This window comes from Bradyrhizobium glycinis (assembly GCF_016031655.1).
Classification (GTDB): Bacteria; Pseudomonadota; Alphaproteobacteria; order Rhizobiales; family Xanthobacteraceae; genus Bradyrhizobium; species Bradyrhizobium glycinis.
In genome coordinates this window covers 1-12,359 of record NZ_JACCHQ010000043.1, presented here as the reverse complement: position 1 = coordinate 12,359, position 12,359 = coordinate 1, and the positions used below count along the sequence as shown (strand labels likewise).

Sequence of the window (12,359 nt, the reverse complement as noted above, 5' to 3'; positions counted from 1 at the left end):
GCGCCTAGCACCGCGCCGGACAGCAGCCATGCGGCGGCGGCCGGATCATATGACCTCCCGTGCACGAGGTGTTTCCGGGCCTTTCGAAGATTTCACGCACCGTTCTCCCGAATAGTTGGGAACGAGGCTTTCAAGACGGCCTGCTCCGGCCTAAATTGGGCGTGCTTCGCACATCGCTCCGCCAGCCTTGCCGGAGCGATGCTCTCAGCCAGGAGAACTCCATGAGCACTCTGACCGAATGGAGAGTGCCGCCGGCGAACCAGCCGCGGGCGAGCGACTATGGTTTCGATCTCGACCGCGCACTCGGCTCCGTCGTCGGCCTGCACGCCATCATCCCCCCGGACGCCTTCAGCGCCGAGACTCTGGGCACTGAACGGGCCGGCAACGGCGTCGTGATCGACGACGGCCTGGTGCTCACGATAGGTTACCTCATCACCGAGGCGGAGACGGTCTGGCTGCACCGCGCCGACGGACGCGTGGTGGAGGGCCATGCGCTCGGCTTCGATTCCGAGACCGGGTTCGGGCTGGTGCAGGCGCTTGGCCAGCTCGACATTGCGCCGCTGCCGCTCGGCTCTTCGGCGGCGACACGGATCGGCGACCGCGTGGTGGTCGGCGGCGCCGGCGGACGCACGCGCTCGGTCGCGAGCCAGATCGTGGCCAAGCAGGAATTCGCCGGTTACTGGGAATATCTGCTGGACGAGGCCATTTTCACCGCTCCGGCGCATCCGAACTGGGGCGGCACGGCACTGCTCAACGAACGCGGCGAGCTGATCGGCATCGGCTCGCTCCAGCTCGAGCGCGAACGTGACGGCGAGGCCGAGCACGTCAACATGATCGTGCCGATCGATCTCCTGAAGCCGGTCCTGGAGGACTTGCGCAAATTCGGCCGCGTCAACAAGCCGGCACGGCCCTGGCTCGGGCTCTACTCGACCGAGATCGACAACCGCGTGGTGGTGATCGGAATCTCGGCCAACGGACCGGCCGCCCGCGCTGAGCTCAAGACCGGCGACGTCATTCTCGCCGTGAACGGTGACAAGGTGACGAGCCAGACCGCCTTCTACAAGAAAATGTGGGCCCTCGGCGCCGCCGGCGTCGACGTGCCGCTCACAATTCATCATGAAGGCGTCACCTTCGACGTCACCGTGACGTCGACCGATCGCTTCAAGCTGTTGAAGGCGCCGAGGCTGCACTGATCCAATAGGCTTTGAGGAAGCGGGCGATGACCGAGGCCGTGGTGGACGACATCGTGGCCGTGCTGCCGCCGCTGCTCAACGCGCTGAAAGCCCTCGGCTTCTTCCAGCGGCATCTGCATCCGCCGGCGTTCGCCGCGGTGATGGATGCGATCGGCACGCCGGACGAGGCGCTGCAGACGGCGCACGCAGCTGTCGGGGATTGGCCGGAGCAGTTCGCCCGCCTGCGCGACCGGCTCGATCGCGCCTGCGGCGAGACGCTCGCCGCTTTTGCCGGCATTCGTGAGGTCGAGCGTGGCCATGGCGATCTCGTCGCGGTCTTCCGCGCCCTGCGCCATGTCCCGCGCGCGCAGGAGGCGCTCTATCCGCTGGCAGCGCAGTTTCCGCCCGTGAGCGGCTTCTTCCTCAACGCCGCCAATCGCGACAATACGGATGTGTTGTCGCGGCTCGAAGCTGGCGCGAGCGAAGATGCCGGCATCTTCCACGACCACAACGAGCCCGGCAGCCGCGGCGGCTTCTCGATCTATGTCCCCGAATATTATACGCCCGAGCGTGCCATGCCGCTGGTCATGGCGCTGCATGGCGGCAGCGGCAACGGACGCGGCTTTCTGTGGAGCTGGCTGCGCGACGCCCGCAGCCTCGGCGCGATCCTGGTGGCGCCGACCGCGACCGGCCAGACCTGGGCGCTGATGGGCGAGGACACCGACACGCCGAATCTCTTGCGCATCCTCGATGCGGTGCGCGGCCGCTGGCGCATCGACCCCTCGCGCATGCTGCTGACCGGCATGAGCGACGGCGGCACCTTCTGCTACGTCAACGGCCTCGACGGCGCCTCGCCCTTCACGCATCTCGCGCCCGTTGCGGCGACCTTCCATCCGCTGATGGCGGAAATGGCCGACGCAACGCGCCTGCAAGGCTTGCCGGTCTTCATCACTCACGGCAAGCTCGACTGGATGTTTCCGGTGCAGACCGCGCGGCAGACGCAGGCGGCGCTGTCCGCCGCCGGTGCCCAAGTCACCTATCGCGAGATCGACGATCTCAGCCACACCTATCCGCGCGAGATCAATGCGGAGCTGATGCAGTGGCTGAATGGAAAATGAATAACCTCTCCTTGAATGCGCCGCATGGTCGCGGAACCATCACTCCGGGCCGACGTTATCGCCCGTCACCGGAGGTTCGCCATGCAGATTTTTCTCGGAATGATCCTGGGCGCGCTGCTGCTTGCGGGCGGCGTCTACGTCTATGATTCCATGCAGACGTCGTCGGTCGCCAATGGCCAGGTCGCGACCACCAACCGTACCATCGTAAACTGGGACGTCGCCAAGGCCGATTGGGATGCGCTGCGCGATCGCGCGCACAAGGACTGGGTCCGGATCTCGTCGAAGTAATTTCGTCCGATCGACATGAACGAGGCGCCGTCGCAGCTCCGCGACGGCGCCTTTCTATTGGGCCCTGAAATATCGCCGGCTCAATTCATCTTGGCCTTGCGGGCGTCGGCGATCACCTGCTCGAACTCGGTCATGCTGAGCACCCCGGGCACGCGATACTTGCCGACGATGAAGGACGGGGTGCCCTGGAAGCCGAAAGCTTCAGCCTGCTCGTTGTTGCGCTTGAGGATGGCGTCGATGTCCTTGGCATGGCCGGTGAGATCGCGCTTCAAGCGGTCCATGTCGACCCCGGCGGCCGCGAGCAGTTCGTTGATGCGCGGCTCGCTCAGGCGCGAGCTGACGCCGATCATGGCGTCATGGGCCTGGTGGTACTTGTCCTGGAATTTGGCCGCCAGCGCACTCCGCGCCGCGGTGACCGAAACCGGCCCGAGGATCGGCCAGTCCTTCATCACCAGTCGCACCTTGCCGTCGTCCTGGACCACCTGGCGCAGCTCGGGCTCGAGTTTGCGGCAATAGGGACAATTGTAGTCGGACCATTCGACGATGGTGATGTTGCCGTCGGGATTGCCTGCGACGGGCGTGTCGGGATCGCGCAGCACCTTGGCTTCGGTCAGCACCTCGTCATCCCCGGTGGCCGCGCGCGCCGAAACGATGCCACGCACCGCGAGAGCACCCGCTCCGATCAGCGTCAAGGCTGCGCGCCGGCTCGGCGCATTGTTCCCAAATCCAGTCATGTCTCGTCCCATTCCGGTCCCATCTTGCGGATATACGCCCGCGGACCGGCCATCGTTACGGGTCATATAGAATGCCGCGGGCGCGATTGCCATGCGAATTGCGCCCGGATCGACTAAGCCGCCGGCAGCATCGCCATCAACGTCCCGCTCATCGTGGCAATCAGCTTGGTCTTGCCGTCATGCTCGGCGTAGGCCTTTGCCTCGCAGAAGGTGAGCGTACGGCCGGGCTTGACCACTTCGGCCTTGAAGACGAAACGCTCGCCGCGGGCGGGCGCGAGCAGCGTGGTCTTGAATTCGACGGTGAGGATACCGGCCTCCGCCGGCATCAAGCTGAAGGCCGCAACGCCGCAGGCGTTGTCGAGCCCGGCCGTGATGATGCCGGCGTGGATGAAACCGTTCTGCTGTGTGAGGGCCGGCGCATGCAGCATCGCCAGCTCGACCTCGCCGGGCGCGAGACGGACGATCACGATGCCGAGCGTGCGCATGGCCGGTTGGGCATCGAACATGGCGATGGCCGCCGCGCGATAGCCCGGGTTTTTCGGCTCGAAGGCGGTCATGGCTTACACCTCGGCTGGTTCGGCAAGATGCTTCAAGGCCGCTTCACGGATGCAATCGGCGAACGGGGCCGACTTGCGGAGCTGACGGTCCATGTGCACGCCGGTGATCTCGCACGTCGCGGCGAGCTCACCGGTCTCGGCATTCGTCATGTCGTGCCGGAAGCGGATCGATCTGTCCCTGATCTCGAGCAGATGGCTGCGGATCTCGACGATGTCGCCGGCGAGCAGCTCGCGCTTGTAGGCGATGTTCTGCTGCACCGCGGCCATGCCACGGCCGGACGAACGCAGATAGCTCGGCGTCAGGCCAAGACGAGCGAACAGATTCCAATTGGCCTCGTCGAACTTGCCGACATACCACATGATGTTCATGTGCCCGACATGGTCGCATTGCCACGGATAGACCGTGCCGCGATAGGTCGCCTCCTGCTCCATCGCATGTCCTCCCGCAATTCGTCTTTGATCGTTGATACGGTAGCGTATCAAACCCGTATCGCGTTAGCAATACGGCACCGTATCAGGACCGGGTGAGGCTACCTTCATGAGCGACGGCAAGGGCGACGTCTGGGTCGAGGCTGGATTTGCCGAGCTCGCCCGCGCGGGGGTGGATGGCGTGCGGGTCGAGGTGCTCGCCAAGAACCTCGGCGTCACCAAGGGCGGTTTCTACCGGCGCTTCGCCGACCGCGCCGCGCTGCTTGAGGCCATGCTGGAAGCCTGGCGCAAGGGCCGCATCGCCGCGATCGCGCAGCAGACAAGCCTCGACGGGCAAGCCCCCCGCGAGCGGCTGAAGGCGGTGATCCAGCTTTATTCCGAGCGGCTCAATCCGGAAGGGATGGCGATCGAGCTCGCGATCCGGCAATGGGCCCGCTCGGACGAGAGCGCCGCGGCGGCGGTGGCGAGCGTCGACGCGGCGCGGCTCAGGCACGTCGGCGACCTCTATCGCGCGACCGGGCTTGCGACCGAAGAGGCAGACGCGCGGGCCTTCCTGTTCTACTGCTTCATCTTCGGCCAGAGCCTGTTGTTCGTCGAGAGCGGTCCGCGCAAGCGGTCGCAGCTCGTGGCGAGATCGGCCGAGAAGCTGCTTGACTGAGCAAATGGCCGGAGCGCAGCTCCGGCCATCGTGTCAGGTCGAGGCTCAGGCGGCGCCCTTCAGCTTCCTGGTGCATTCGCTGTAATAGCCGCCGCCCTTCTGGATCCATTTCAAGCCGCCGTTGCCATTGGTGGTCTTGTTGGCATTGTACTGGTCGACGCAGGTGTGCAGGCGCGCCTTGCCGGGAGTCTCCTTGGCATACTTCGGATCAATCGCGTTCGGGTAGACCGCGGGTCCGGCCGGCAGGGCCGGCGCGGCGGCTGGCGCCTCCTCCTTCTTCGCCTGCTTCGGCTCCGCAGGAGCAGCGGGCGCAGCCGCAGTCGGCGCAGCGGCGGGCGTCGCATCGGCACCGCATTGGGCCTTGCGGAAGTCATTCCACTTCATGGTGCCGAGCGAGCCGTCCTTCTTGGCGGCCTGGTACTTCGCGCTGCACTCCTGCGCGGTCAGTGCCTGCGCCGGCGCGCTGGCCAGCAATGCCGCGACACCGGTCGCTGCGATCGCACACAACAATTTCGTCTGGATGGTCATCCCTGGGTCTCCTGCTTTGTCTTCCGCAACGGAAGTGAATTGAGGATTGCTATCCTAGCGTGCCGGCCGCTTGCGACAAGGATGCGATGCGTTGCGCCGGCAAAATATAGTGATCCTGCCGCTCAACTCATTCATGTCGCGTTCAGCAACGCGAGCCGACGTTCCGGCCTTCCGCAATTCTCGCAAGCAGAGTGCACCACATGACCTTCACGTCCCGCCTCGCCGCTGTTGCTCTCGCGTCCCTGCTCGTCACCGGCACCGCCTTCGCGCAGACCGCGGCGCCGGCCGCCAAGACCGACACTGCCGCCACTGCCCCCGACAAGAAGGCAACGAAGGAGCGATCGGCGGAATCGCTGGAATGCTCCAAGCAGGCGGACGCCAAGGGATTAAAGGGGAAGGAGCGCAAGAAATTCCGTCGCGAATGCAAGAAGGAGGCGAAGGCCGGCAGCGCAGCCGCCGCTCCCGCAGCTCCCGCCGCCGACAAGAAATAAGCACGTCACAATTCCTTCCGAGCATCCGCGGAAGGCCTCGCGCATCGCGGCATGACGAGCCTGCAATTGTGCGCCTCGCGCCGATTTGCGATAAGGTGGCGTGAAGCAAATCACTGCCTCCCTGTCGTTCGAATGGCCGAGCCGTGCCAAGATCCTGAGCACGGTGGAGACGCTCGTCATCGGCACCGCCGGCGGCCTCGTGTTTCTGCTTGCCGGCCTTCCCGGCGGGCTGATCTCGGGCTCGATGATCGCGGTCGGGATCGCTGCAATCGCCGGCCGCCAGCTGAGCCTGCCGCCGATCCTGACCCAGACCGTGCTGGTGCTGCTCGGCATCTCGCTGGGCTCGGTCGTCTCGCGCCATTTGCTTCAGCAGGTCAGCGCCTATCCTCTCACCATCGGCCTGCTTGCGTTCGCCACGTTCTGCTCCACGTTCGGCTCGAGCTATTACCTTCAGCGCATCCATGGCTGGGACCGCACCTCGGCTTTCCTGGCCGGCAGCCCCGGCGCGCTGTCGCAGATCACGATCCTGGCGGTCGAGCGCGGCGCCGACCTGCCGGGCATTGCGGTGGTGCAGACCATGCGCGTCATCATCCTGACCGCCGCGCTGCCGATGGTGCTGGCGATTGCAGGCGTCGCGCCCTCCGCTGCGCCGTCGCTGACGACGACGATCGCCTCGCCGCTCGATCTTCTGGAGCTTGCCGCGGCCTCGCTGGCCGCAGCGCTCGTGTTGCGGCTGATCAGGTTTCCGGCGAGTTGGATGTTCGGCGCGATGATCGCCTCCAGCGTGCTGCATGGTGCCGGGTGGGTCGAGGGCGGCCTGCCGGACTGGGTCCGCGGCGTGGCGCTGATCGGGATCGGCGCACTGATCGGTAGCCGTTTCGCGCGGATGCGGATCAAGACGCTCGCCGGCCACCTCCGCGCGGCCCTGGGCTCGTTTGCCGTAGCGATCGCCGTCTCCGCCATCTTCGTCGGCATCGTGGCGCTCACCACCCAGGTGAAATTTTCCGACGTCGTTGTCGCCTTCGCGCCGGGCGCGATGGACGCGATGCTGGCGCTGGCCTTGACGCTGCACATCGACCCGATCTTCGTCGGCGCCCACCACCTGTCGCGTTTCGTCTTCGTGACGATCGCAACGCCGGGCATCGTGCACCTGTTCGGGCGCACGCAGGACGACGTGGATGATTAGTGAGCTCTCCTCATCCTGAGCTCTTGTGGGGTGGGCAAAGGCGCACTTGCGCCGTGCCCACGCAGCAATGCTGGTCCAGATATGGTGGGCCCGGCGCGCGAAGAGCGCACCTTTGCCCAACCTACGGCAGTTGCGTGCGCTTTGCCGTCCGTACAAATCCCCAGGCGGCGATCGCGGCCATCAAGAGCGAGATCAGCACGTTGTAGCCGGCGAGCGAGAGGCCGAGGAAGCGCCACTGTACCTCGTCGCAGCGCACCACCTTCACGGTGTCGAGCTTCGACAGCAGATCGGCGGCGCTGCCGAGATTGACGACGGGACCGGAGCAATCGGTCGGTCCCTTCCAGAACCCCCATTCGACCCCGGAATGGTAGGCGCCGAGGCCGGCATTGGCGAGCATCGCCAGGGCGAGGATCGCGAGCCCCGCCAGCAGCAGCGGCCGCGGCGCGCCGCTTCGCGCCGCCAGCGCCGTGAGCGCACCGAGCGGTATCGCAAGGTAATAGGCGTAGCGCTGCTCCAGGCACAATGGACAGGGCAGGATCTCCAGGACGAGCTGGAAGAACCAGGCGCCCGCAATCGTGGCTGCGCCGATCAGCGTGACCAGGACCGCGGCGGTCAGTGCCGGGCCCGCGGCGGCCGGCTTGAACGCAGGTATGGCGGCACTCTGGGTGGTCACGGCAGCCTCTTTCGCATCTCTCGCGCTCCAAGCCTCTAGCCCCGGCCCATGCGGCTGTCGAGAACGGCCGGGATCACTTTGGCGCGGGTTGACCCCGTCCCGTCCATGGCTATAGTCCGCCGGCTTCGCGACGCCGCCTCTAGGCCGACCGAGGGCCCCTGTGGCGGAACTGGTAGACGCGCTCGACTCAAAATCGAGTTCCGCAAGGAGTGCTGGTTCGATTCCGGCCAGGGGCACCAATCAAGCTTTTCAGGGCCGTTCTAAATCGTCCGCAAGCGTTCGCGCAGTGCTCGGAAAGCCTTGAAAACTAGACACTTCCGCGTACATTCTTGTTCGTCACTGTTTGTTCTTCTCCGATCCCAGCCGCCTGATTTGCTGGTATTTTTGCTGGTATCGTGCTGGTATCAGGAGAACAAACGTTCACGGCGACTTTCGCTTTTGCGAATGAAGGAATTGAGCAGATGGCCGCCAAGGACGACGGCGCGTGCGCCAATCCCAAGCACATTAGGACCGACGTCGATTGCCGCGCCGCTCGACCGAAATTCGCCAATGGCGCGTGGACTTCCGCCAAGATTTCTGACGTGACCGGCGGATGGCTCTATCTCTTCGTCACGCCGGACGTGAGCAGGCCTGGCAACGCTGCCTCCAAGCTCTGGCGGATGGACTACCGCTTCCACGGCCGCCAGAAAACCTACTCAATCGGACCTTACGGCAACGGGAAGGATGGCACGTTCTCGCTCGCCGACGCGCGGCGCGAGCGCGACAAGGCCAAAGACCTGCTCAAGGACGGCAAAGATCCAAGCACCGAGAAGCAGCTCGACAAGCACAGGCAGGCGGCCTCCCGGCCTTTCGGGCAATGGGCCGACGAGTGGCTCGCGAAGAAGAAGGTGGAGAAGGTCAAACGCGGCAGGATCGTCGCGGTGCGCGACCCCAAGACCATCGAGGTGCTTGAGCTGCGCGTCGGCTACATGAAGAAGCGCTTCGGCAACCTGCGCAGGCAGGATATCAAGCGTCCGGACGTGCTCGCCTTCATGCGTTCATATGAAAACGAGGGAAAGCTGGAAACCCGCGACCGCGTGCGCAGCATCGGTGAGCAAATCTGCGACTATGCCGACGTCGAAGGCGACGGCTACAATCCATTCCGCAATCTGAAGGGGCAGATAATTGCCAACATTTCGACTCCGCGTCCAGGCGTCACCGAACCACGTGACGTGACGCGCGTCTTCAAGCTCATTAGCGCGCCTTGGACTAGAGCCAGGTTTGGTGACGTTGTTGGCCTTGCCTTGCGCTTTGATGCGCTGACCATTCCCCGCCCCGGCATGGTCAATGAAATGGAGTGGAGCGAGGTCGATTGGGATGCCGAACGCTGGACCATTCCAGCCGCCAAGATGAAGACTGGTTGGGACCATGTCGTGCCCTTGTCACTGCAGGCACTCGCAATCCTGCGTAGCGTTCAGAAGCTGACGGGTCATCGCCGCTACGCGTTTTCCTGCTCGAAGGACGCACCGCTATCAAACAACACGCTCAACAAGCGCTTGCGGCTGCTTGGCATTGACACCAAAACTTATCATTGTGCCCACGGATTTCGGACTACCTTCTCGACCCTGTCTCACCACGAAGAGATCAAAGACGCCAAGGCCTGGGATGGTGATGTCGTCGAGTTGCAGCTTGCGCATCTCGATAACTCTACAGTGGAAGGTCTCTACAAGAAGCACGGACCACTCGCCTTGATCGGCTCACGCACAAAGCTAATGCAGCATTGGGCTGATCGAATCGACCACTGGCTCGATCCCAAGAGGGTGATGCCGATCAAGAGAGGCGCGCAGGCTTAAGCCTGTCTATCATCAAACTGGTTACCGTCGCCCGGTTCAACCCGTGGCAAGCTCATGTGATAATCGTCGGCGCTTGCATCTCGTGCCGGAAGCAAAAAATCGTTCGCCAGCTCTGGGCCACGGCTTGGGACAATTCAAATCGCCAATGAGCGCGAAACGATTTCTAAATCGCCTGGCGCGAGCTGGCGCACCGCTGGATGCGGTTTAGGCACGCGCAACATCACGCCCGAGCACCTAGCAGAAATGCGGCTGATCACGCACGTCAGACGCCGCCAAACGTCCTGGTTGCAATGTTAATATCCCTCGCCAACCGGCCGGGGGAATACGTATGATTAATGCATTTCGCAATATCGCAATGACACTCACCTTTGTCGTAGTCGCCGGCAGCAACATAGTCTGGAATTTATTTGATGACTACGTCGCCTGCGGCCTTGCACTAGTCGCTTCAGTCACCGCCGGCTTTTGCGTCGAGCGCACCTTCATCAATCGGTCACATCGCGAATGATCCGACGTTACGGCGGACTGGCAGGCTAATGGTGAGCCCATAGGGTCTGACGGACCAACTACGACCGCGAAGCACAGACAATGACAGTCGATCGGATTATCACCGCGAGCGGCACGAAGCGGGAAGCGCCCAAGCTGAAGGTGCTCGATTGCCAGGTCCCATCGCGACCGTTGCGAGCCCATGCGTCGGCGATGGAGGCATTGCGCGCCTGGTACGACGTGCAGTCAACCGTCAATACCGTCGCGCTCTATGACGCCGCAGCAGCGCTATTCGGTTCGGATTTCCACCGGGCCGAATACCACGAGCTCGAGTGAACATATCTCGACGCGCTTGCAGTTGGGCTGCGAGGAAGGTCAGGGTCTTCCAGCGCCGTGGGGGACCTTGGCCTGAAGCCTGCGCCCGCGCGGCGCCCATCCCCGCAAGGGTGCCATATCGGTCCTGGTCTAGGTCTCGTCGATGAAGACGAGCCGCTCAGCTTCGACGCGATGTTGATATTTTTGCCCACAGGGCTCGCCGCCGCGCGATCTCGGATCGATCGCGTTCGCCAGCCGCCACGCTTTTTTTGAAGCTGAGCTTCTCGGCGTGCACAAAGTCCCACTCCGAGTGGTAGTCGACCTTCAGGCTCGGCCGGCTAGCTGGGCGATCAGCCCACGTAGGGTGAACTCACCATTCTTGATCCATTGTGACAGCCAGAGCGCATGCTCGCCCGAGATCGTCTTTGGCTTGTAGCCGCCGATCTGCACTGCCGGTCTTCTCGACCCTCTGGATCCACCCGATCGCTGTGCTGATCGCCACTCCAAATCACCTGGCGGCCTGGTTGCGAGACATCCCGCCCCCGATCGCGGCCACGACACCCTTGGGTAGATCTACAGAGTAACCTTGCCCATCCATGCAGGCCTCCGCCCAGCCAGCATGGTCAATCAGAGACGCACCGATTTGGGAATCCCAAGTCGATTCAAACTAACCCCATCCCGCTATAGCGAGCATAATGGACTAGCACTCTCGTGGTAGCTACCTGGTAGCTACGACAATCCGCCACCACTGGGTGTTTTCGCTAAACGATTGGTTTCATTGGTACAGTTGGGTGGGCTCGAACCACCGACCTCCTGTTCCACAGACAGGCGCTCTAACCAACTGAGCTACAACTGCATCCTTGCGAGCCGCGCCTTGGGCTGCCTGAAAAGGCCTGCTGCCTGAGGGGGGCTGGACGGGGCGGAAACTAGGTGCAACGGCTCGGTTTGGCAAGGCCGCAATGGGGTGAAAAACCCGGTGAAATCGCCTTCGGTGCGAGGATTCGGCGCGGTGGCGGGCATCGGAGCGGTGGGCTGTGTCTGCCGGCTTAAGGCCAAGTCCCCGAGCGGAAAGAACCCTCACCCGTCGCCCGGCGATGCTTCGCATCGCCCGGGCGCCGGCCTCTCCCGCAAGCGGGAGAGGCGAAGAAAAAACCCGGGCCGTTCGGCCCGGGTTTCCTCAACTCAAACCGGCCTCACCGCTCAGGCGGCGGACGGATAGTACTTGGAGGCGCTGGCCTTGATCGGCTCGGCGGTCTCATTGGCGACGCGCTGGGTGAGCTCGACCAGCTCCTTGGCCTGGGCCTGGAAGGTTTCGAGCTGCTTGCGGGCGTGGCCGGTCCACAGCTCCATCGCTTCCGACGGCGACTTGGCGCCGAACAGCTGCTGGGCGAAGTCGAGCTGGGCGTTGCTGTTGGCCTTCATGAACTCGACCAGCTTGGCGGTGTACTCGCTCGCGCCCTTGGAGGCGCAGGTGAACACGGCCTCGACGGTGCCGTTGTGGGTCTCGGCGGCGTCCTTGAACTTGGCGTAGTTCTCGCGGGCCTGCGCCGCGCCCTTCTCGGCGAACGCACGCATCTGCTCGGGAACCTCGAACGGGATGATCGAGGCAGAAAACGGATCAGTCGCACCTGTCATGTTGGTCCCTCACGCTAATTGAAAAATGGAGTGAGCCTTTCTGGCGCGCCCGCCGGCCCCCACCATGGGCCCTCGCATTGAGCGGGAACGAAGACTGGAAACGCGAAACAATCGAGATGGCTCGCCCAGCGCCAGAATTATGGCTGCCTATCATGTCAACATTGTGCATCGCAACGCGGCAGACAGGTGCGGTGCGCAAATTTAATCTAGGTGAGGGCGAGGTTCCGAGGTCAGGGAACCGGGGGTTGAGGGAGGGGGAG

At 63.8% G+C, this 12,359-nt stretch carries 14 protein-coding genes, 2 tRNA genes and 1 pseudogene; 9 read left to right on the top strand and 8 right to left on the bottom strand.

Annotation, left to right across the window (positions count from 1 at the left end; genetic code table 11):
* The first annotated feature begins 221 nt into the window (after nucleotides 1–221).
* From HZZ16_RS35105 to HZZ16_RS35095, 3 genes are all read left to right on the top strand, one after another.
* Nucleotides 222–1,193 (top strand): S1C family serine protease, encoded by a 972-nt coding sequence (locus HZZ16_RS35105; protein ID WP_197955165.1) that lies wholly within the window; start codon nucleotides 222–224, stop codon nucleotides 1,191–1,193.
* A gap of 26 nt (nucleotides 1,194–1,219) precedes the next feature.
* A complete protein-coding gene (locus tag HZZ16_RS35100; protein ID WP_197955163.1) occupies nucleotides 1,220–2,290 on the top strand; it encodes a carboxylesterase family protein in 1,071 nt (356 codons plus the stop codon).
* A gap of 81 nt (nucleotides 2,291–2,371) precedes the next feature.
* Complete coding sequence (locus HZZ16_RS35095) at nucleotides 2,372–2,578, top strand: hypothetical protein (RefSeq protein WP_197955162.1); 207 nt, start codon at nucleotides 2,372–2,374, stop codon at nucleotides 2,576–2,578.
* 80 nt (nucleotides 2,579–2,658) lie between these two features.
* On the opposite strand, the gene HZZ16_RS35090 is transcribed toward HZZ16_RS35095, so the two are convergent.
* The 3 genes from HZZ16_RS35090 to HZZ16_RS35080 form a co-directional block, all read right to left on the bottom strand.
* Nucleotides 2,659–3,312, bottom strand: a complete 654-nt coding sequence (locus HZZ16_RS35090) for a DsbA family protein (protein WP_197955160.1) — start codon at nucleotides 3,310–3,312, stop codon at nucleotides 2,659–2,661.
* A gap of 113 nt (nucleotides 3,313–3,425) precedes the next feature.
* Complete coding sequence (locus HZZ16_RS35085; protein WP_197955158.1) at nucleotides 3,426–3,869, bottom strand: PaaI family thioesterase; 444 nt, start codon at nucleotides 3,867–3,869, stop codon at nucleotides 3,426–3,428.
* Between the two features lie 3 nt (nucleotides 3,870–3,872).
* Nucleotides 3,873–4,301 carry an acyl-CoA thioesterase gene (locus tag HZZ16_RS35080; RefSeq protein ID WP_197955155.1) on the bottom strand — a complete coding sequence of 143 codons (429 nt, stop codon included), beginning with the start codon at nucleotides 4,299–4,301 and terminating at the stop codon, nucleotides 3,873–3,875.
* A gap of 106 nt (nucleotides 4,302–4,407) precedes the next feature.
* On the opposite strand from HZZ16_RS35080, the gene HZZ16_RS35075 reads away from it, so the two are divergent.
* On the top strand, nucleotides 4,408–4,956 hold the full coding sequence (locus HZZ16_RS35075) for a TetR/AcrR family transcriptional regulator (RefSeq protein WP_197955154.1): 549 nt from the start codon (nucleotides 4,408–4,410) through the stop codon (nucleotides 4,954–4,956).
* Nucleotides 4,957–5,001: 45 nt separating this feature from the next.
* On the opposite strand, the gene HZZ16_RS35070 is transcribed toward HZZ16_RS35075, so the two are convergent.
* Nucleotides 5,002–5,484: a hypothetical protein gene (locus HZZ16_RS35070; RefSeq protein WP_197955152.1), complete on the bottom strand. Its 483-nt coding sequence runs from the start codon at nucleotides 5,482–5,484 to the stop codon at nucleotides 5,002–5,004.
* A 200-nt stretch (nucleotides 5,485–5,684) separates the two neighbouring features.
* Here HZZ16_RS35070 and HZZ16_RS35065 point away from each other — a divergent pair, with 200 nt between their 5' ends.
* Together HZZ16_RS35065 and HZZ16_RS35060 are read left to right on the top strand one after the other, a co-directional pair.
* Complete coding sequence (locus HZZ16_RS35065; RefSeq protein WP_197955151.1) at nucleotides 5,685–5,975, top strand: PsiF family protein; 291 nt, start codon at nucleotides 5,685–5,687, stop codon at nucleotides 5,973–5,975.
* A gap of 100 nt (nucleotides 5,976–6,075) precedes the next feature.
* Nucleotides 6,076–7,161 (top strand): AbrB family protein, encoded by a 1,086-nt coding sequence (locus HZZ16_RS35060; RefSeq protein WP_197955150.1) that lies wholly within the window; start codon nucleotides 6,076–6,078, stop codon nucleotides 7,159–7,161.
* Nucleotides 7,162–7,282: 121 nt separating this feature from the next.
* On the opposite strand, the gene HZZ16_RS35055 is transcribed toward HZZ16_RS35060, so the two are convergent.
* A complete protein-coding gene (locus HZZ16_RS35055; protein ID WP_197955149.1) occupies nucleotides 7,283–7,834 on the bottom strand; it encodes a disulfide bond formation protein B in 552 nt (183 codons plus the stop codon).
* Nucleotides 7,835–7,988: 154 nt separating this feature from the next.
* Here HZZ16_RS35055 and HZZ16_RS35050 point away from each other — a divergent pair.
* From HZZ16_RS35050 to HZZ16_RS35040, 3 genes are all read left to right on the top strand, one after another.
* Nucleotides 7,989–8,073, top strand: a tRNA-Leu gene (locus HZZ16_RS35050).
* Between the two features lie 222 nt (nucleotides 8,074–8,295).
* Complete coding sequence (locus HZZ16_RS35045) at nucleotides 8,296–9,666, top strand: tyrosine-type recombinase/integrase (protein WP_197955148.1); 1,371 nt, start codon at nucleotides 8,296–8,298, stop codon at nucleotides 9,664–9,666.
* Nucleotides 9,667–10,251: 585 nt separating this feature from the next.
* Nucleotides 10,252–10,485: a hypothetical protein gene (locus tag HZZ16_RS35040; protein WP_197955147.1), complete on the top strand. Its 234-nt coding sequence runs from the start codon at nucleotides 10,252–10,254 to the stop codon at nucleotides 10,483–10,485.
* Nucleotides 10,486–10,510: 25 nt separating this feature from the next.
* Here HZZ16_RS35040 and HZZ16_RS37735 read toward each other — a convergent pair.
* The 3 genes and pseudogenes from HZZ16_RS37735 to HZZ16_RS35030 form a co-directional block, all read right to left on the bottom strand.
* A pseudogene (locus HZZ16_RS37735) lies at nucleotides 10,511–11,062 on the bottom strand (transposase); the annotation flags it as partial.
* 181 nt (nucleotides 11,063–11,243) lie between these two features.
* Nucleotides 11,244–11,320, bottom strand: a tRNA-His gene (locus HZZ16_RS35035).
* A gap of 344 nt (nucleotides 11,321–11,664) precedes the next feature.
* Nucleotides 11,665–12,099: a phasin gene (locus HZZ16_RS35030; protein ID WP_197955146.1), complete on the bottom strand. Its 435-nt coding sequence runs from the start codon at nucleotides 12,097–12,099 to the stop codon at nucleotides 11,665–11,667.
* Between the last annotated feature and the right edge of the window lie 260 nt (nucleotides 12,100–12,359).

Coding starts and splice junctions, on each gene's coding strand:
- HZZ16_RS35105 (WP_197955165.1), top strand. CDS start 222: ATGAGCACTCTGACCGAATGGAGAGTGCCGCCGGCGAACCAGCCGCGG.
- HZZ16_RS35100 (WP_197955163.1), top strand. CDS start 1,220: ATGACCGAGGCCGTGGTGGACGACATCGTGGCCGTGCTGCCGCCGCTG.
- HZZ16_RS35095 (WP_197955162.1), top strand. CDS start 2,372: ATGCAGATTTTTCTCGGAATGATCCTGGGCGCGCTGCTGCTTGCGGGC.
- HZZ16_RS35090 (WP_197955160.1), bottom strand. CDS start 3,312: ATGACTGGATTTGGGAACAATGCGCCGAGCCGGCGCGCAGCCTTGACG.
- HZZ16_RS35085 (WP_197955158.1), bottom strand. CDS start 3,869: ATGACCGCCTTCGAGCCGAAAAACCCGGGCTATCGCGCGGCGGCCATC.
- HZZ16_RS35080 (WP_197955155.1), bottom strand. CDS start 4,301: ATGGAGCAGGAGGCGACCTATCGCGGCACGGTCTATCCGTGGCAATGC.
- HZZ16_RS35075 (WP_197955154.1), top strand. CDS start 4,408: ATGAGCGACGGCAAGGGCGACGTCTGGGTCGAGGCTGGATTTGCCGAG.
- HZZ16_RS35070 (WP_197955152.1), bottom strand. CDS start 5,484: ATGACCATCCAGACGAAATTGTTGTGTGCGATCGCAGCGACCGGTGTC.
- HZZ16_RS35065 (WP_197955151.1), top strand. CDS start 5,685: ATGACCTTCACGTCCCGCCTCGCCGCTGTTGCTCTCGCGTCCCTGCTC.
- HZZ16_RS35045 (WP_197955148.1), top strand. CDS start 8,296: ATGGCCGCCAAGGACGACGGCGCGTGCGCCAATCCCAAGCACATTAGG.
- HZZ16_RS35040 (WP_197955147.1), top strand. CDS start 10,252: ATGACAGTCGATCGGATTATCACCGCGAGCGGCACGAAGCGGGAAGCG.
- HZZ16_RS35030 (WP_197955146.1), bottom strand. CDS start 12,099: ATGACAGGTGCGACTGATCCGTTTTCTGCCTCGATCATCCCGTTCGAG.